We start from the raw sequence: 18,797 nt of genomic DNA on the forward strand, positions 1-18,797 counted from the left end.
AAGTATTATAGCATAACAGAGCTGACGCGTCGGATTGCTTTCACATTAAATTTAAAATACGAATTGTTTACAGCCAGCGGTAAACTTTGCAGACGGGTTCTTTTAATTGTCGCACGAAATCTCTGTTTTCTGCTCGGGTATCCCTTCTGCTGTATACAAAGAAAAAAGGCAGCGTTACGCTACCCCTTTCATAAAGTATTCATTTTTATGATTCCATTTGTCTGGCAAGGAAACCTGCCGCTGTTTCAACTGCTTTTTGTTCCACATCGCCTAATGAATCTTCTTTAGCAAAAATAATGACTGCGCCAATCGGGTCTCCGTTTGCGATGATAGGGCCAATTGTATAAGCGGAGGAAGGTTCTGTGTTCCCGTCTACAAGCGAGATATCGCCAGGCTGGTTGACAAGGACCGAAGTCCGCTCTTCCATTGTTTTTTCAACAAGATCGCTTATATTTTTGTTTAAGTAATCTTTTTTAGAACCTCCTGCAACAGCAATGTAAGTATCTCTGTCACAGATTAACACTGGATTTCCCAGGCTGTCATATAATGCTTCTGCATATTCTTTTGCAAAATCGCTCAGTTCACTTATTGGTGAATACTTCTTTAAGATGACTTCTCCATCACGATCTACGAAAATCTCCAGCGGGTCCCCTTCACGTATACGCAATGTTCTGCGGATTTCTTTAGGGATTACTACACGACCCAAATCATCGATACGACGAACTATACCAGTTGCTTTCATCCAACGTTGCCTCACTTTCATCTGATGATTTTTTAGAAAAGAGGAAGCGCACATCAAGATGTATGAACATCTGCTAAAAACCGCCACGTCCTGTGGCAAACGCAGATGCCAGCACATCCTGTGCCAGTCCGACAAGCATAAGACGAATCACGCAGGAAATGCTGATCTGGAGTGATTTGGCTTATGACTCGAGGGGCTAGGCGCTGGAGCTAGACATTTCTATCTTCAGCGCAGCACTTACTCTTTCCTCTTTTGGCTCTGACTCATATTGGGAGAAAATGAATACATCGCCATGTTTGAACTTAGTATCTTTCATATGGAAAGTTATATACGTGCGCAATAACTTTTTCTCATAGATGTTATAGATTCCAAAAACGGATAAACATTCCAAATGATCCCTCAACTAAAAATTACCCTTGAATAGATCAGATAAACATTATTATTGTTTCATTTCATTAACAGAAACATTTCCATATTTTTACGCAGTTGGATGTTGTTGCTCTTTTTTAGCTTCATGCATTCCTTTTATCACTTCGTACGCGATATTGAGCCACTCATTTGTTTTAATTCCTTTGATATGGAGGACAGCCTTCAATTTCTTGCCTTCCATTCCAAGGCCAATCATTCTTCCGTACTTGTTTGTGTTCTGGAATATTTTTTGGCCGTCAATATTTTCACTGGCATTTTCAGATAAGAGAATCAGCACTTCATTCTTCGACTGCTTTACAGTCTCAATGCCTGCAAGCTCTCCATAGACCTTCATTTCGGCAATCTGGAATAAATAAGCCACCTCTTCTGGATACTCGCCAAAGCGGTCGATCATCTCTTCCTGCAACTCTTCCACATCTTCGAGCGACGAAATTCCACGGAACCGTTTATACATTTCGATTTTCTGATGGCCATCAGACAAATAGAAGTCAGGAATATAAGCATCGACATCCAGATCGATTTCGATTTTCGGCGCTTTTTCTACACCGCTAATATCCTCTTTTCGTTCTTCGATCGCTTCTTTAAGCATTTGAGAATACAAATCAAAACCAACTGAATCTATGAATCCATGCTGTTCGGCACCCAATAAATTACCGGCACCCCTGATCGATAAGTCACGCATAGCGATTTTAAAGCCTGATCCGAGTTCCGTAAATTCTTTTATTGCCTGAAGTCTCTTTTCGGCTACTTCGGTTAATACCTTATCTTTTCGGTATGTGAAATACGCATAGGCAACCCTGTTGGAACGGCCAACCCTTCCCCTTAGCTGATAAAGCTGGGAAAGGCCCATTTTGTCAGCATCATGAACAATCAGCGTGTTGACATTTGGAATATCAACGCCTGTTTCTATAATCGTTGTGCTGACAAGAACGTCAGACTCCCCTTCAAGGAAGCTTAACATTACAGATTCTAACTCATTTTCCGTCATTTTCCCATGGGCATAAGTTACCCTTGCATCTGGAACTAACATGGATATTTCCTCGGCTTTTCGTTCTATATCCTCTACACGGTTATATAGAAAATAGACCTGCCCATCCCTAGCCAGTTCTCTTTCTATCGCTTCACGCACTAACGAACCGTTGTATTCCATTACGTATGTCTGGACCGGGAACCGGTTTTCTGGCGGAGTCTCGATGACAGATAAGTCTCGGACTCCAAGCATTGACATATGTAGGGTTCTAGGGATTGGCGTTGCAGTCAGAGTAAGGACATCCACATTCGTCTTAAGCTGCTTGATCTTCTCTTTATGTGTCACACCAAAGCGCTGCTCTTCATCTATAATGAGCAGGCCTAAATCTCTATATTGAATATCTTTTGACAAAATCCGATGTGTGCCGACAACTACGTCAATAGTCCCTGCTTTTAAACCTTTTAAGGTTTCTGTTTGCTGCTTTTTCGTTCTGAACCTGCTTAAAAGCCCTATTTCAATCGGATAATCCTGGAACCGCTCTCTCATTGTTTCATAATGCTGCTGGGCAAGAATGGTTGTTGGCACGAGGAATGCAACCTGTTTTCCATCTGCAATGGCCTTAAAAGCTGCACGAATTGCGACTTCTGTTTTACCATAACCCACATCGCCGCATAGCAAGCGGTCCATCGGGCGTTCTCTCTCCATGTCTTTCTTGATTTCATGGATGGAACGAACCTGGTCCTCAGTTTCCTGATAAGGGAACGCTGCTTCGAACTCCCTTTGCATATCTCCATCAGGGTTAAACGCATAGCCTTTTGATGCCTCACGTTCCGCATAGAGCTTGATCAGGTCATCAGCAATATCCTGTACAGATGACTGAACCTTTTTCTTAACCCTCTTCCAGTCATTTCCGCCCAATTTATAAATCTTTGGCTCTTTTGCTTCTGACCCAACATATTTTTGGACAAGGTCTATTTGCTCAACCGGGACATAAAGCTTATCGCTGCCCTGGTAACGTATATGAAGATAATCCTTATGGACCCCATTAATTTCAAGTGTTTCAATTCCCAGATACTTTCCTATACCGTGGTTTACATGCACGACATAGTCGCCGACTTTTAACTCGGAATAGCTTTTAATTCTCTCCGCATTTGATAACTTTTGCCTGCGCGCTTTCTTTTTTGTGCGCTTATTAAAGAGCTCCTCTTCCGTAATAATCGCAAGCTTTTGGCTCGGGAGCTCAAATCCTGTTTGCAGGCTTCCCTCCAAAATTTGGACTCTCCCCTGCAAAAGAGGCTGATTGGCACTTACAAAAGCTGCATCAATTTCATAATCCTCAAGGACTCTTTGAAGCTTTTTGACACGCTCTTCATCAGGTCCTAGGAAAACAACAGAATACTTGCCTTTCTTCCATCTTTCCATTTCACTTTTAAGCACGTGCATCTGGCCATGGAAATTCTGCATTTGCTTGCAGGAAATGTTGATGATGTTCTGCGGATTCGTGTTTGGTACATGCCTTAAGAACAAGGACATATAAGTAATCGGCTGCTGAGAACGATGCAGAAATTCCTTTAAGTTATGGGATACCTTAACATTATGGATAATCTGGCCTTCACCTAAAAGACTTGTATACCATTCCGCTTCTTCCTTCTCAAGGGAATCGTTCATTTCCTGCACACGACTGATTTCATCTATGAAGATCAAGCCATTGGCAGGAAGGTAGTCTATTAAACTACTTCCTTCATCAAATACAAACGATAAGTATTTGAAAAGCTGTTCAGGCTTGTTTCCCATTCTCAGCATTTCCAATTCATAGCCTACATTCTGTGCCAGCTGGGTTTTTGCTTTATCGTCCTTTAATTTTTTCAGGCTTGCACCTAATCCACTTTCCAGCTTTTCAATTAATTTATTAAAATGCTCAGCATCAAGCGGTATTTCAGTTGCTGGGCCAATTGTAATTTCGGTTAACTTTTCTTTTGACCTCTGGTCTTCCAAAGAAAATGTACGAATGGAATCAACTTCTGTATCAAAAAGCTCAATCCTGACCGGATCTGCCTCTGTTAAAGGATAAATATCAATAATCCCGCCTCTGACACTAAATTCTCCTGGTGAAGAAACCATCTCAGAACGAACATAGCCCATTTGAACAAAACTCTTTAATTGATCCTCAGTCAGTTCATCGCCAACCTTCAATGATAGCTGATATTTACTCCAATGGGATGGAGGCGGCAGAATCTTTCTTAACCCGGCCATCGGGACAATCATGATTCCTTTTTTATTTTTACTCCAATAATTCAAAGCCTCGATCCGCTGGGCCTTCAATTCAGGGCTTGCAATTCCAATCTCAGCTGCAATGAGTTCATTTGCAGGGTATAAAAATACATCTGTATCTCCTGCCAGACTGACAATATCATCGTATAATTTCTGGGCCTGCAGGAGATTATGGGTTACAACCAGCATCGGCCTTCCGGATTGCTCATATACGGAAGATAAAAACAGCGTGCGTGCAGATCCAGATAAACCCGCAAGCATCTGCTCCCTTAACCCTTCCTCTATTCCAGACAGAATGGAACTTACATCATCCTGCTGGCTTATAATCTGTTTTAGACCTAACATGAAAGCCCCTCCTAATAGAAAAACACAAGCGCCTCTTTCGCGCTCAAAGCTAGATAACTGCCTAATAAAAATAGTAATACTTTCGTATCTTAAAAGCCGTGACAGTTCACAGCCGCTTAGTTATCATAATCTTACTAAAAAAACGCGTTGTGCAACAAGCACTCTATAAATGGGTATCTATTAAAAACATCCGCAATAAAGCCCTGATATTGCAGGGAACGTAAGAGTTTTTCTTATAAAATAAATATAATGACAAACACAAGTATTCAGCCCATCCACCGGGGAAGATGAATCACCTCCCAGGTGATAAGACTGACATCAAAGTGGAAATAGAAAAATGCTTTGGATCCTCTCCAAAGCTTGTTAATGAATAATAAAGTCCTGCTGATGGTAATCAGGATTGCGTTCAAGTGATTCCTGGCAATCCTCACAAATAGCTTTTACATTTAAATCTCCGGACTGGTCATATGAGATCATTTCCCGGCGTTCCTCATCATTTAATTTGTGAAATCCAAGTTGCTCTGTATGAATAGAGTCATTCTCAATTGAACCAATCTTCGTTCCGCAATGACGGCAATGATAATGAATAGCCATGCCTGTCCCTCCCCGTCAAACTGTCCATAAGTCTATTATGAGCCTTTGAGCGGGAACTTATTCATTTAAGCCAATGCAGACGATGTTTAATGAACATTATTCTATGATAAAAATAAAGAAAATATGAAGTTTATTGATTAAAATCGTTCATTACCTGTAAAAATGGTTTTTTGAACCATTCTTCACAAGCATCCGCACATCTTTTAGCCACTTCGTCCATGACTTCCTGTTCCTCTTTTGTGAACCGCCCCAATACATAATCAGGGACCTTCATGCCGCTTGGAGGCCGATCGATGCCTACCCTTATTCTGTTAAACTCCTGTGTCCCCAAATGGGCGATTGTCGATTTAATGCCATTGTGCCCGCCAGCGCTGCCTTTTTGCCGCAGCCGAATCTTGCCCACTGGCAAGTCAAGGTCATCGTAAATGACAACCAGCTCTTCCTCATTGATATCAAAATAATCCATAACTGCCCGGATGGATTCACCGGATAAATTCATATATGTAAGAGGCTTGAGGAGAAAGACCTTTTCTCCGTTTACATAGCCTGTCCCAAATACTCCTTTCAATTTTGCTTGATTCAAAGGAATATTCAGCCGTTCTGATAAGACATTAATCACATCAAAGCCAATATTATGTCTTGTTTTATCATATTGCTTGCCAGGATTCCCCAACCCTACAATCAGCTTCATCATTTCACCCCATAATAGAAAAGCTCAGAGCCCTGCTTTTAGGCGAAAAGCCCCCAAAGCGATGGCGCTCGGAGCTAGACAACTGTTTATTCTTTTTAATTTTATTGAAAGTGCCACAACCATTTTTTGCGTTGCATTATTTACTCCGCGATCCTGCACCTAAGCAAGAAAACAGGGGCTGGCGATATGATGCCTATCGGGCCAGCCCCTGTTTGAAAAGGCTTCGCTCAGCCTATTCCTCACTTGTTTTATCTTCATCTGCTGTTGTTTCTCTACCTTCTTCGCTTTCAGGCGTTCCAGCTTCCTGTTCTTCGCCGCTATTAATTTCTTCTTCCTGTCTTGGAGGGAGAATTGAAGCAATAACCTGTTCTTCCTCGTTATTGATTTCATAACCGCGATTAACCTTAATGTCTGCAACCGTTAAAGTCTCATTCACCTGAAGATTGGTAACATCGACTTCAACAGCAGAAGGAATATTGCTTGGAGTAGCTGTGACAGAGACCTCATGCATGGACTGCTGCATTACGCCTCCATCCTTCACTCCTGCTGCATCCCCAACCAGCACAACTCGTACGTCAGCACTCATTTCCTTTTTCATATCCACAGCAAGAAAATCCGCATGGACAATTTCATTTTTCAAAGGATTGGATTGATAGTCACCTAACATTACATCAAATTTATTCCCATCCAAATCCAAGGAGAAAACACCATTTCTGCCAACCTCTTTAATCGTCTTTAGGAAATCAGCTCCACTTAAGTAGATGGATTTACTCTCAAGCTTAGACCCATACAATACAGCAGGAATATTGCCTTCCTCGCGCAATGCGGTTAAATGGGAATTACGTGCTCCTTTTCTTTCTTTCGCTTGCAATACAGCTGTCATAAATACGTCCCCTTCCTCATTTTAAAAATTATAAAGTCATTAACTGTCTATATAAAAAAATGCCCTAAAATGAGAAAGTCTAAACGTTTTAGTTTTTTAAGCTTGGTTATTTATTTGATGATAGCACACCAGGCTTGCTTTTCAGCAAGCCTGGTCTGTTTATTTAATTTTAATATCAATCGAACAGCGTGCTGACAGATTGCTCTTCATGAACGCGGATAATAGCTTCGCCGATAAGCGGTGCTACTGATAGTTCAACAATCTTATCTGTTTTCTTTTCTTCAGGAAGAGTAATTGAGTTTGTCACAACCAGCTCTTTAATGGTTGAGTTTTCGATTCTTTCGATGGCAGGGCCCGATAACACTGGATGCGTACAGCATGCATACACTTCTGATGCACCATTTTCTACAAGGGCATTTGCAGCTAGTGTAATCGTACCGGCAGTATCAATAATATCATCGATTAAGATGGCAATTTTCCCATCAATGTTACCTACAATGTTCATTACTTCTGCAACATTTGGTTTCGGCCGGCGTTTATCAATAATAGCAATTGGAGCCTTCAGGCGGTCTGCCATTTTACGTGCACGTGTTACACCGCCGTGGTCAGGAGAAACGATTACGATATCGCCATCCATGATTTTATTTTTAAAGTAATCGGATAGGATCGGCACACCCATTAGATGATCAATCGGAATGTCGAAGAAACCTTGAATTTGCGGTGCATGCAAGTCAAGCGTAATCACGCGGGTCGCACCTGCTGTTTCAAGCAAGTTTGCTGCAAGCTTAGCTGTAATCGGCTCTCGTGCTCTCGCTTTACGGTCCTGACGGGCATAGCCATAGTAAGGCATAACGATGTTGATTGTTTTTGCAGATGCACGTTTAAGCGCATCGATCATAATTAAAAGCTCCATTAAATGCTCATTAACTGGAGAGCTTGTTGATTGAATTACGTATACATCGCATCCGCGGATACTTTCTTCAATATTGATTTGGATTTCACCATCGCTAAAGCGGGTTACAGAACATTTCCCCAGCTCTACACCAATGACATTTGCAATTTCTTCAGCTAGTTTCCGGTTTGAGTTTAAAGTAAACAACTTTAAATTTGGATCTAAATACTGGTTAGACATGTTGGGCCTCCATCGCATTATTACTTGTTAAATTTTTGAGTGTAATTTTCCTTGTTTACCTGGCGTGCACGGGCAATGGAAAGGGCTTCACCCGGCACATCTTCTGTAATAGTTGATCCTGCTGCTACATACGCACCTTCGCCAATGGTTACCGGTGCAACCAGATTGGAGTTGCAGCCAATAAACACACCATCTTCTATTTTGGTCAGATATTTATTTTTTCCATCATAATTGACAGTAATTGAACCACAGCCCAAATTAACATCCTTGCCAATCTCTGCATCGCCAATATAGCTTAGATGAGATGCCTTGCTGCCTTTTCCAAAAACAGACTTTTTCACTTCAACAAAGTTGCCGATTTTCACTTCATCATGAATTTCAGATTGAGGACGAATATGAGCAAATGGCCCGATATTCACCTGTGAGCCGATATGGCTGTCATACGCTGCAGATTGGCGGATTACTGTCTGATTCCCTATTTGGCAATCGGATATTTCCGTATGAGGTCCAATTACGCAATCGGAACCAATCAGCGTACTGCCGGATAATATGGTTCCAGGGTAAAGCACAGTATCAGAACCAATTTTAACATCCGGACCAATGTATGTGTTTGAAGGATCGATTATTGTAACTCCATTACGCATATGTTCTTCATTTATCCGCTTTTTCATGAAAGTTTCTGCCTGGGAAAGAGCTACCCGGTCATTGACACCCAAAGTCTCTTCAAAATCGGCAGTTTGATAAGCCGTAACGACCTCACCCTCACTTTTAAGGATCTCAATGACATCCGGAAGGTAATATTCGCCCTGGACATTATCATTTGTCACCTTGTTCAAGGCTTCAAAAAGAGCTTTATTATCAAAGCAGTAAGTTCCAGTATTGATTTCTTTTATCTTCCGCTCTTGCTCGGAAGCATCTTTATGTTCTACGATCTTTTCAACCATGCCCACATCATTGCGGATTACACGTCCATATCCGAATGGATTTTCTGCATGGGCAGTTAAAATAGTTGCTTTTGCAGATAGTTCTTCATGATGCTTAAAAAGAGCTTCCATTGTTTCTTGCTTGATTAGAGGAGTATCTCCACAAACAACAATAGTGATGCCTTCCTTGCCTTCAAGCAGTTCACGAGCCTGCATTACGGCATGTGCTGTACCAAGCTGTTCCTCCTGAAGCGCATATTTGATGCTTGAACCCAGCTGTTCTTCAACCATCTCTGCGCCATGTCCAGTGATGGTGACAACTTCCTTTATATTAAGCTTTAAAACTTGATCAACAACATGTTGAACCATCGGTTTGCCGCACACAGGATGAAGGACTTTATAAAGCTTCGACTTCATTCTTGTCCCCTGGCCTGCGGCTAAAATTACCGCGTATCGATTAGACATTTACAGGCCTCCAATTTAACCTTTTTATCCATTAAGAATATATCTTAAATGGGCTCTTATTTCAAGGAATGATAACAAAGTACAAATATTTGTCATTACCGCAAACGGTATTTTTTAAAAAATGGTTTATATGCCAAAAAGTCAGGGTACAGAATATAACATAAAAGCATCATAATATTTGCCTGCTGATTACCGCTCAAGAAGTCATTTTAGCAGGAGTTTAGACCAGAATATCAGAATAGAACACCATTAAGGTATGCGAATACATTTTCGGGGAGTCGCATGACACCCAATCAAATAGTTTGAAATAATGCGAACGTTGTACTTTATCAACTCCAAAATAAAAAAGCCCTAAGCGCCATTAATATTTGGCAAGCTTAGAGCTAACAACGCTGAATAAATAAAAAAGAGCCTTACTTATGAAGTAGGCCCTTGTTGTTTTATTTTTTTAGGAAGCACCGGCTTCTTCAAATTCAACTTCTAATTCACCTAAACGGTGGTACTCGGCTAATACTGCCTCCTGGATTTTACCGCGCGTTCCTGAGTTAATAGGATGTGCAATATCTCTAAACTCTCCATCCGGAGTACGTTTGCTAGGCATAGCTACAAATAAGCCATTGTTTCCATCAATCACACGAATATCATGAACAACAAATTCATGATCCAGGGTAATAGAGGCAATAGCCCTCATTCGTCCATCCGTATTGACGCGGCGTAATCTAACGTCTGTCACTTCCATTCTGTTCACCACCTTTTCCAGAAGATATAATCCTAATTTTATAAATTCAACATTTTTCCTCATTCTCCTTCTTAATCGAAAAATATTTTTTGAATATTTTGTTCATGGGGTTTGCTTGTATAAAAAAAGCAGACAAAAGCTTTAGCTCTCCTTATATATCCCTCTTTTTTTCCGATAATACAAAACTGTTTTCTAGTATCCCACTATTCAAAAACAATAATCTTTTATAAAAGCTGTTTTCGGAAAATTTGTTGCTTACAAACTAGTTTTAATTACTGAGTTGATTGGAGTGGAAGGCACTTGATCCTCGTAAATGCTGCCGCATTTCCTTCGTGCGGTGCTTATTCGAGGGAGTTTATTCAATGTCCTGCGGGAAGAGAGGGAGCGGGAGACCCCGCAGGCGTGAAACGCCGAGGAGGCTCCCGTTCCTCCCCGCGGAAAGCAAGTGACTGGAGCGGAAATCAACGGGCAATCTTTATAGTCCAAAAACAACAATCTATACGAAAACAGCCTTTTGAAAAGAGCCTAATAAAAAAACGCCCGTTTTATTTAACGAGCGCTACTACTTCTATCTCCACCAATGCATCTTTTGGAAGGCGGGCGACCTCCACACAGGAACGTGCAGGCTTATGCGTGCTGAAATACTCTCCATACACTTCATTGATTGCGGAAAAATCATTCATGTCTTTTATAAATACAGTCGCCTTAACAACAGTATTTAAAGAAGCACCAGCCTCTTCTAAAACAGCTTGAAGGTTTTTAAATACCTGGTGGGTCTGAGCTTTCACATTATCCTCTACCATGACACCATCTGCTGTAAGTGGAATTTGTCCGGAGCTGTAAAAAAGATTATTGACTGTGATTCCTTGTGAATATGGCCCAATCGCTGCAGGAGCCTGATTCGTTTGAATGATTTTCATGGATTCTCCCCCTAAAAAATATCATTTGTTTTTAAGCTGGTGATTCTAGATACTCGTTTTCTGCGGGCGGCTAGGGAGCCTCCGCTAGGCTCCAAAGTAAAATTGTGCTTTAACTTAACCTATTTTTTAAAATAATTGCCTTCACTTACATTGATTTTCTTTTCCCGGACATCTACATCGGAGAGGCGTACAAGAGAAAGATACTCATCAACCAGTCGTTCTTCTGCTTTTTCAGCCTCAACCAGGACAGCAATTCCAGCCAGATTGGCTTTAAACTCCTCCAGCATACTGACCATGCCATTCACTGTTCCACCGGCTTTCATAAAGTCATCGATGATTAAGACATTGGATCCTTCTGCAAGGCTTCGTTTTGAGAGAACCATCGTTTGGATCCTTTTGGCCGATCCTGACACATAATTAATGCTTACTGTGGAACCTTCTGTCACCTTGCTGTCCCGCCTTACAATGACAACAGGTACATTAAGGTAGTTCGCTGCAGCATATGCGAGCGGAATCCCTTTGGTAGCTACAGTCATCACAACATCAATTGGCTTATCTGCAAATGCGGAGGCAAATAGTCTGCCGGCACGCTGGACAACCAGTGGATCTCCCAATATGTCAGTCATATACAGATATCCGCCTGGCAAAAGCCTCTCCGGACTGGCTATCAGGCCGCATAGCTCATCCACAAAAGGACGGGCCTCATCATCGGGTACCTTTACATTGAACTTAACTCCGCCTGCTGCTCCGGCCACAGTCTGGAGAGTGCCAATTCCCCTTTGTTCAAATGTCTCTTTAATAATTGTTAAATCCTCGCTTATGGAAGACTTGGCAGAACCATATCTTTCTGAAAAGAAAGTTAAGGATACCAGCTGACGCGGATGGTTTAATAAATAATTGGTCATATCTATTAACCGTTCGCTTCTGCGAAATTTCATTTGTGGAACCCCCATATAAATCCGAATATTTTAACGATAATATACCATTAATATACGGATTTAATCAAGCTTATGCCTTTCTCCAAGCATTCTGACCGCAAAAACCTGATCACAGAATCCTCTTAAGCCGTTATAAATCCGGTGCATTCTTGAATCATGATGAACAAGTCCAAACACGGTAGGACCGCTTCCGCTCATAAGGACAGCATCTGCCCCAAATCTTCTCATTTGGTCTTTAATTTGCGCCACCTCAGGATGCATCTGCAATGTTACATCCTCAAGGACATTCCCTAAGTTATGGCAAACCTCTTCATAGCTTCCGTTATGTATAGCTTCAATCATTCCGCCAGTATTCGGGTGCTGTATCTGGCTCACATCTAGCCTTCGATAAACATCCGCAGTCGATACACCGATAAATGGCTTGGCCAGTATGACCCAACAAGTAGGAGGTGCGGGAAGCTCTTTGATTATCTCTCCTCTTCCTTTCGCCAAAGCAGTCCCTCCATAAACGCAAAAAGACACATCAGAGCCTATTTCCGATCCAATTTCGGCAAGCTCATCCATTGAAAGACCCAATTCCCATAGCTTGTTAAGACCTCTAAGGGCAGCTGCGGCATCGCTGCTTCCTCCCGCAAGCCCAGCAGCAACAGGGATCGTTTTTTCAATTGTAATGGCTACACCTTTTTGCACTTGAAATCGTTCTTTAAGAAGATGCGCAGCCTGATAAGCCAGATTTCGCTGATCGTCCGGAACAAAACGGTTATGCGAGATAATTTTTATTTCATTTTTGTCTAAAAGCGTTAACTCCAGGCGGTCCGCCAAATCAATGGTTGTCATAATCATTTCAACTTCATGATAGCCATCTTCCCTTTTATGTAAAACATCCAATGACAAATTGATTTTAGCAGGTGCCTTAACCATGACCTTCAACATTTCCACCTACTTCTTAAAATATAGCTTTGTTAAACTTGCCTGTTGATTTCGCTCCAGACGTTCGATTTCCGCGGGCGGGCAGGATCACCCTCAGCCAAGCGTCTGCGGGGTCACTCTCTTCCCGCAGGACTTTGAATAAGCATCTCTGAGTAAACACCGCACGAAGGAAATGCGATAGCATTTTCGAGGAGCTCGCGCCTGCCACTCCATGGTGCTAAAATCATCATTGAGCTTTAACACAGCCTTAAATATAAAAATATTTAAATTAGACTTTGATAACTGTCTAGCTCCTGGTACCATGCTTGTCGCCGATAAGCAAGTGCCTTACGCCTTTCTTATAGAGCGTCTCCATTTTTTGTCCTATTTTACCACAAATTGAACAGAAAAGCGCAAGGGCCTGAATAATAAGGCTTTCTTAAAAACTTCGGGCCCTATTAGAGACAATAAATGCCGAAGCAAAAGCTCCGGCAGCCGCAGTACATTTTAATTGTTAATGATTGATACAAGGGTCAAAGCCAGGTTTTACTTGTTAAGGAGATTTTGCTGTGCCATTTCAATAGCCCGCTTCACCATGTTGCCGGCATCTTTGGCGCGGATGCCGCCCCAGCCTTCTTTTTGGACTACATCATAAAAACCAAGCTCTTTTGCAATTTCTTCTTTTAAGCCATCTGACATAATACCTCTTCTTCTGCCCAACACTAACATCTCCTTTCGCACTGCGGTACTTTTATTATGGAACAGGAGTGTTCTATTCATAAGACCCTTATTTATCCTTAGGAGCAGGCACGGTTAAACTTGCCTGTTCATTTCCACTCCAGGCACTCGCTTTTCGCGGGCATCCCGGGATCGTCCTCGGTGCCTGCGCGGGTACCGCTAGACTCGCTTCTCCCGCTGGCGTCTCGCGCACTCTGTTTCAATCAACAGAGTGCGTGTATCAACATTTAGCTTTAACCGCGCTTGGCAAAAAAGACAAAACAAAAAGCAGCAAACAAATGTTCACCGCTCCGCTGAAAAATATATGTTAGCTTAAAGCAACCTGTCCTGATGTATCTTCGTAGAATGTAATTTGAACCGTTTCTGTTAAAACATCCGCATAGCTGTAAGATACACGTTCAAATGCATTTTCATCTTGATCTAATTCAATCACAAATACGGAAGGGTACGTTTCTGCCAAAACACCTGAACGCTCAATGGTCTTTCTGCGTCCGCCATTCGCTTTTAGCAAGAGCCTTTTTCCAAGATTTGAATCAAGAGCTTTTTTAATATCCAATAATGTTTTTGCCATTCGGTCCACCTCACTATGTAAAGTATATCACACTGACACAATGCTGTCAAACAAAAATATAAATTATAACAGTCTTTAAAAATAAATGTCAATATGTTTTCTTCTACTTTTTCTTCTAATTTTCAACAATTTTAGGATTACCTTAAACTAACAAGAATATGTATATTTTTAAAAAAGGCGTTTGGAAAGCGATTTATCAGCTATTTCTCTTTCTCATGTAATGTCAAAACCCATCATAATTTGTAGTTTTATGATTTTTTAATTCAAATAAAAAAACAAGCCGTTTCATAAATATAAACGGCTCGCCGGATTATGATTCATTTAACTGTTCATCATTAAAAGGCATCCCTGTTCTCAAAACGCCGCGTGTTTCAATCCCTCCCAGTCCCCTTTCACCTGTTAATGTGTTTCTTAAGATATCCCACACATTAATTCTTTCCATAAAAGGAGTCAGGCTTACTTTCGCTACAATATAAACAGGATCGAGAGCATGGATGTTTACCCTTGAAGGTGAGCTCGCAAAGTTTGCCCCTGCATGAATCAGCGATTCGAAGTGGGATTGACAGGCCCCCGCAAAGATAACGAGCTGGTCCAGGTGCGGAATCTTTTTTCTGGCTGCTCTAACCGTTTGCACAAATTCCCTGGAATGCCTGTAAGCATTAATATCCGATTTCTTTCCTTTAGACTTGGAATAAGCATCATGACCGGTAACAACCAGGATATCAGGCCTGTAATGGTCGATGAGCTGTCCGATTTTCATCGGCATTTCCTTTTCATTGCAATGAATGCCTGTGACAGGGATGCCTATTTTGTCATATACAGCCAGGCATTTCTTTAAATACGAAGGATCCCCATCCAGGTGAAGCACTCTGCCTGGTATCTGAAAGTAATTAAGGGTCTTGCTGTATCCGTCTGTGACCTCATACTCCTGCTTTTCCCTTAAAAGAGCTATATCCTGTCTGAAAAGCTGAAAAGATTGCTCTTCCAGGGATCTATACTCCTGTTCGATCTTCATTCGTTCCGCCTGGTTGATAACGATTAAGTCCTCATAGGGGGCATCGGCAACAAGACGAATATCCTCTCCAAATAAAATGGCCATTTTTTTGCCATTCTGTTCTTTAATATCAATCACACGGAATAGAATATCACAGCGATAGGAAATTCTTCCGACAATATCCATAATATTTATAGTCAATGTCGTCACTCCAATTGGCCCACAACGAGAACACGGCCTTCTCTAATCCCTCTGGCTTTTATACCTCATGAACGGATTAAGACCGCTATGGGATTAATATTTATGTCATAAATTATGCATTTGTCTATAAACATGTGCGTATGAAAGGAGATTCGATGCCTGATTAAAGAGTAGACCTTGGCTAAAAAGAAAAAGCCTGCTTTTAGCAGGCCTTGGTTTAATTTATATCCGATTACATTTATTTAGAAAAGTAAGGCAGAAGGGCATCACTTAAACGCCCAAACTCTTCTATTGATAATGTTTCCCCTCTTCTCCCTGGTTCAATTTCAGCCAGTTCAAGTGCAGACAGGATTTGCTCCTTCTTTTGTTTTCCTTCCGGAAGCTGGCTTGTCAGATTATTGAGCAGCGTCTTACGTCTTTGCGCAAAGCTTGATTTCGTGACCTGGAAAAAGAACGGTTCGCTCTTAACCGCTACTGCCGGCTCTTTGCGTTTTGTCAGTTTGATGACCGCGGAATCCACATTGGGCTGTGGCACAAAAACCGTCTTTGGAACAATCATGGCTGTTTCCGCCTCTGTATAGTACTGGATAGCGATAGACAAGGAGCCGTAATCCTTCGTACCTGGGCGGGCAGAGATCCTGTCAGCAACCTCCTTCTGCAGCATACAGACAATTCCTCTGATTGGCAGCTTGTCCTCCAGCAGTTTCATTATAATTGGAGTTGTCACATAATACGGGAGGTTGGCAACAACCATAATATCTTGAATCCCATTAAATTCATTTTCAATTGCAGCGTTTACGTCTGCTTTTAATACATCTTTATTAATAATGGCTGTATTTGGGTATGGCGACAATGTTTCTTCTAAAATGGGCAGAAGGCGCTGATCAATTTCAAAAGCAAGCACTTTTTTGCTTCTTCGTGCCAATTGTTCAGTCAGGGCCCCTATGCCTGGGCCAATTTCAATTGCGCCGGATTCTTCTGTTAAATCTGCATGATCGACGATTCTTCTGAGTATATTGGTATCAATTAGAAAGTTCTGTCCAAGGCTTTTCTTAAAAGAAAAACCGTATTTATCCAAGATCGCTTTTGTTCTGGCTGGTGTTGCGATATCTTTATGCATTTTGTTCCTCCTTGCGAATAGCTTCTACTGCTGCCGCAAAATCCTCCGGGCTAACCTGAAACATCATCAGCCTTTTATGAAGCTGTTTCCCATTTGTATAGCCAATTTTAAGCAGCTTTCCAAGCTTTTCTCTTCTCTCTTTGGCACCATTTCCGCCAATCAGGCCAGCAGTTACGAGGTCTTCCTGAGTAATTGTCTCTTCATAGCTTACCTGCATCACCTGGGCATTTTTAAGAGCCTGGCGGATCATTTCAGGGGAAGCATGCTCAACGCCAACCCCTTTCCCATGCTTATGCAGGGCATCCGCTTTCTCTATAAAAGCATGCATGCAGCCCGGTACTTCATTTGTGATCGTATTTCTTATCTTCTGCCCTGGAAAATCTGGATCTGTAAATACGATAACACCTCTTGTTTGCTGTGCAAGCTTAATTTTTTCGATTGTTTCCTGATTAATGGCTGAACCATTTGTTTCAATTGTATCGGCATCTAGCGCCCTTCTGATGGCCGCTGTATCATCCTTGCCTTCTACAACAATGATCTCTTTTATCTTCATATTTCCTCCCCTATATTACAAACAAACAGCCGCCCTTTACCGGCCTGCCTTACTTTTTAAAAATTTATTAAAAAAATGAAAAAAACTTGAAACATTTCTGTAATGTAATTCGTCTAAATACATGAAAGAAGAATATATTTATAAAGAATATTTTTTATTATATCTGAAAGTGCCGGCAAAAGAAAAAATGTTATTTCTAACCTTCTCAGCTAAGCAATAAAAAATGCAGGGGAATAGCCCCTGCATTAAAAGAAAAATAAATATTAAAGCTAAAATTAATTCAAAATCTTAATCTTTACTGTTCTTCTTCCCCATTTATAAGCTTCTGCTTTAGTGGCGAAGAAAACATCAATTTTATTCCCTCGGATAGCTCCGCCTGTATCAGCAGCAACTGCATAGCCATAGCCTTCAACATAAACTTTCGTTCCAAGCGGAATTACACTTGGATCAACAGCTATTACCTTTGCACCCGGATTTGCACGCAGATCCAAACCAGTTGCCGTCTTGCCCGAGCAGCCGCTGCAATGGGCAGTATATGCGGTAGAGGATACGTAAATTTCTTTTCCGCCTTCCTTACTGCTGGTTCCACGGGACACTACCTGTGTTGCCGCAGCTACCTTTGTTCCAACAGCAACGACTTTATCCTGCTTTTCTTTAACTTTCTTTTCACTGATCAGTTTTCTGGAAATTTCTTTGCCATTTTCCAGAACGACTTCAAACTGTTTTGTCAGAAGGCCCGCTTTTCCGGCATTCACAACCTTTTCAGTGCCTTTAGCCAAATTTTTGTCTTTTTTCGTAACAACTGCGAAATTAATTGGTTCTTCCACTACATCGGTGACTTTTTCAACTCGAATGACTTTTATAGTGTCATTGGCTTTGACTGTCTCTTCCAACTTTGGTTCAACACGGTCTAATTCATTTACTTTGATTCCCTGCTGTGATAAAAAGTCAGCGACCGTAGTCGAAGTTGACCAAACCTGCTTTTCTTTTCCGCCATTATTCAGCGTTAAAGAAAATGCTTTCTCAATTTGTATTTCCATGTTGCTTTTAACTTTTTCTTCTGGCTTCGGCTGAATCTTATCGTGTTCATTCAAAGCAATATTCTGCTCTGTTAAAACTTCCTCAACCGTCTTTGCTGCGGTCCAAATCGTTTTCTTCTCGTTATCTGTTACAACTTGCACCTGTTTAGCCGGTTCATAAACAATTTCCAGATTGTCCTTAACCTGTGTGTTTACCGAGGGAAACACATAATCCTCTGAGCGCAATGAAATATTTAGATCATCGAATATATCTTGAATCGTTGTTGCATGCGTTTTGATGACTTTCTCTTGACCATCCAGCGTCAATGCCACTGTTTTCTTAGACGTTTCATATAGAACGAAACCGAAAGCAGCTGCAAAAACTATTAAACTAGCAGTAAAAATGGCCAATTTCTTTTTACTCAAAGACTTGGATAACAGGTTTTTCATGTTTTCAATCACGATGAAAAACGCCTCCTTTTCTCTTCGGAGTGATTATATAGAGTATCTTGCCGGCTGTCAACTCTTTCGTTTCCCCTTCAGCATATAGAGAATGGCAGATGTCAGGAAACTATTTGCTTGCCTATAAAGAACTGCACACTATCTTTATGTATGAAAGACAGTTCCCCACTATGCATCCCTTTCCTGTA

At 41.4% G+C, this 18,797-nt stretch carries 17 protein-coding genes; all 17 read right to left on the minus strand.

Annotation, left to right across the window (positions count from 1 at the left end):
- Positions 1-205 precede the first annotated feature (205 nt).
- The 17 genes from spoVT to AC3ZVC_RS04400 all read right to left on the minus strand — a co-directional run bounded on the left by spoVT (position 206) and on the right by AC3ZVC_RS04400 (position 18,597).
- Complete coding sequence (gene spoVT, locus AC3ZVC_RS04320; RefSeq protein ID WP_214725913.1) at positions 206-742, minus strand: stage V sporulation protein T; 537 nt, start codon at positions 740-742, stop codon at positions 206-208.
- Positions 743-1,220: 478 nt separating this feature from the next.
- On the minus strand, positions 1,221-4,757 hold the full coding sequence (gene mfd, locus AC3ZVC_RS04325) for a transcription-repair coupling factor (RefSeq protein WP_490066414.1): 3,537 nt from the start codon (positions 4,755-4,757) through the stop codon (positions 1,221-1,223).
- 363 nt (positions 4,758-5,120) lie between these two features.
- Positions 5,121-5,351 (minus strand): anti-sigma-F factor Fin, encoded by a 231-nt coding sequence (fin, locus tag AC3ZVC_RS04330; RefSeq protein ID WP_490066418.1) that lies wholly within the window; start codon positions 5,349-5,351, stop codon positions 5,121-5,123.
- A 130-nt stretch (positions 5,352-5,481) separates the two neighbouring features.
- The gene (gene pth / locus AC3ZVC_RS04335; protein ID WP_490068822.1) at positions 5,482-6,042 is read right to left on the minus strand and encodes an aminoacyl-tRNA hydrolase; all 561 of its coding nucleotides are present in this window, start codon (positions 6,040-6,042) and stop codon (positions 5,482-5,484) included.
- Between the two features lie 232 nt (positions 6,043-6,274).
- Positions 6,275-6,925, minus strand: coding sequence for a 50S ribosomal protein L25/general stress protein Ctc (locus AC3ZVC_RS04340; protein ID WP_490066422.1), 651 nt, complete (start codon positions 6,923-6,925; stop codon positions 6,275-6,277).
- A gap of 175 nt (positions 6,926-7,100) precedes the next feature.
- Positions 7,101-8,057 carry a ribose-phosphate diphosphokinase gene (locus tag AC3ZVC_RS04345; RefSeq protein ID WP_214725909.1) on the minus strand — a complete coding sequence of 319 codons (957 nt, stop codon included), beginning with the start codon at positions 8,055-8,057 and terminating at the stop codon, positions 7,101-7,103.
- Between the two features lie 20 nt (positions 8,058-8,077).
- A complete protein-coding gene (gene glmU, locus AC3ZVC_RS04350) occupies positions 8,078-9,445 on the minus strand; it encodes a bifunctional UDP-N-acetylglucosamine diphosphorylase/glucosamine-1-phosphate N-acetyltransferase GlmU (protein ID WP_490066427.1) in 1,368 nt (455 codons plus the stop codon).
- 448 nt (positions 9,446-9,893) lie between these two features.
- Positions 9,894-10,184: a septation regulator SpoVG gene (gene spoVG, locus AC3ZVC_RS04355; RefSeq protein ID WP_009336662.1), complete on the minus strand. Its 291-nt coding sequence runs from the start codon at positions 10,182-10,184 to the stop codon at positions 9,894-9,896.
- 545 nt (positions 10,185-10,729) lie between these two features.
- Positions 10,730-11,104, minus strand: coding sequence for a RidA family protein (locus AC3ZVC_RS04360; protein WP_490066432.1), 375 nt, complete (start codon positions 11,102-11,104; stop codon positions 10,730-10,732).
- Between the two features lie 119 nt (positions 11,105-11,223).
- Entirely contained in the window at positions 11,224-12,042 is an 819-nt protein-coding gene (gene purR, locus AC3ZVC_RS04365) for a pur operon repressor (protein ID WP_490066434.1), read from the minus strand.
- 60 nt (positions 12,043-12,102) lie between these two features.
- Complete coding sequence (ispE, locus tag AC3ZVC_RS04370) at positions 12,103-12,972, minus strand: 4-(cytidine 5'-diphospho)-2-C-methyl-D-erythritol kinase (protein ID WP_490068824.1); 870 nt, start codon at positions 12,970-12,972, stop codon at positions 12,103-12,105.
- 525 nt (positions 12,973-13,497) lie between these two features.
- Complete coding sequence (locus AC3ZVC_RS04375) at positions 13,498-13,671, minus strand: small, acid-soluble spore protein, alpha/beta type (RefSeq protein WP_026582990.1); 174 nt, start codon at positions 13,669-13,671, stop codon at positions 13,498-13,500.
- Between the two features lie 325 nt (positions 13,672-13,996).
- Positions 13,997-14,260, minus strand: coding sequence for a biofilm formation stimulator Veg (gene veg / locus AC3ZVC_RS04380; RefSeq protein WP_110067675.1), 264 nt, complete (start codon positions 14,258-14,260; stop codon positions 13,997-13,999).
- Between the two features lie 310 nt (positions 14,261-14,570).
- Positions 14,571-15,455 (minus strand): sporulation peptidase YabG, encoded by an 885-nt coding sequence (gene yabG / locus AC3ZVC_RS04385; protein WP_490066438.1) that lies wholly within the window; start codon positions 15,453-15,455, stop codon positions 14,571-14,573.
- A gap of 238 nt (positions 15,456-15,693) precedes the next feature.
- Positions 15,694-16,575 (minus strand): 16S rRNA (adenine(1518)-N(6)/adenine(1519)-N(6))-dimethyltransferase RsmA, encoded by an 882-nt coding sequence (gene rsmA, locus AC3ZVC_RS04390; protein WP_490066440.1) that lies wholly within the window; start codon positions 16,573-16,575, stop codon positions 15,694-15,696.
- Positions 16,568-17,128 carry a ribonuclease M5 gene (rnmV, locus tag AC3ZVC_RS04395; protein ID WP_490066442.1) on the minus strand — a complete coding sequence of 187 codons (561 nt, stop codon included), beginning with the start codon at positions 17,126-17,128 and terminating at the stop codon, positions 16,568-16,570. Before rnmV ends, rsmA begins: the two co-directional genes overlap by 8 nt.
- A 275-nt stretch (positions 17,129-17,403) precedes the next feature.
- On the minus strand, positions 17,404-18,597 hold the full coding sequence (locus AC3ZVC_RS04400) for a ubiquitin-like domain-containing protein (RefSeq protein ID WP_490068825.1): 1,194 nt from the start codon (positions 18,595-18,597) through the stop codon (positions 17,404-17,406).
- Positions 18,598-18,797 lie beyond the last annotated feature (200 nt).

The sequence above is a fragment of the Cytobacillus sp. C11.1 genome, assembly GCF_058145115.1.

What these genes read in the sequence shown, in the direction of transcription:
- spoVT (WP_214725913.1), bottom strand. Translation starts at nt 742, where the DNA reads ATGAAAGCAACTGGTATAGTTCGTCGTATCGATGATTTGGGTCGTGTA.
- mfd (WP_490066414.1), bottom strand. Translation starts at nt 4,757, where the DNA reads ATGTTAGGTCTAAAACAGATTATAAGCCAGCAGGATGATGTAAGTTCC.
- fin (WP_490066418.1), bottom strand. Translation starts at nt 5,351, where the DNA reads ATGGCTATTCATTATCATTGCCGTCATTGCGGAACGAAGATTGGTTCA.
- pth (WP_490068822.1), bottom strand. Translation starts at nt 6,042, where the DNA reads ATGAAGCTGATTGTAGGGTTGGGGAATCCTGGCAAGCAATATGATAAA.
- AC3ZVC_RS04340 (WP_490066422.1), bottom strand. Translation starts at nt 6,925, where the DNA reads ATGACAGCTGTATTGCAAGCGAAAGAAAGAAAAGGAGCACGTAATTCC.
- AC3ZVC_RS04345 (WP_214725909.1), bottom strand. Translation starts at nt 8,057, where the DNA reads ATGTCTAACCAGTATTTAGATCCAAATTTAAAGTTGTTTACTTTAAAC.
- glmU (WP_490066427.1), bottom strand. Translation starts at nt 9,445, where the DNA reads ATGTCTAATCGATACGCGGTAATTTTAGCCGCAGGCCAGGGGACAAGA.
- spoVG (WP_009336662.1), bottom strand. Translation starts at nt 10,184, where the DNA reads ATGGAAGTGACAGACGTTAGATTACGCCGCGTCAATACGGATGGACGA.
- AC3ZVC_RS04360 (WP_490066432.1), bottom strand. Translation starts at nt 11,104, where the DNA reads ATGAAAATCATTCAAACGAATCAGGCTCCTGCAGCGATTGGGCCATAT.
- purR (WP_490066434.1), bottom strand. Translation starts at nt 12,042, where the DNA reads ATGAAATTTCGCAGAAGCGAACGGTTAATAGATATGACCAATTATTTA.
- veg (WP_110067675.1), bottom strand. Translation starts at nt 14,260, where the DNA reads ATGGCAAAAACATTATTGGATATTAAAAAAGCTCTTGATTCAAATCTT.
- rsmA (WP_490066440.1), bottom strand. Translation starts at nt 16,575, where the DNA reads ATGCATAAAGATATCGCAACACCAGCCAGAACAAAAGCGATCTTGGAT.
- rnmV (WP_490066442.1), bottom strand. Translation starts at nt 17,128, where the DNA reads ATGAAGATAAAAGAGATCATTGTTGTAGAAGGCAAGGATGATACAGCG.
- AC3ZVC_RS04400 (WP_490068825.1), bottom strand. Translation starts at nt 18,597, where the DNA reads ATGAAAAACCTGTTATCCAAGTCTTTGAGTAAAAAGAAATTGGCCATT.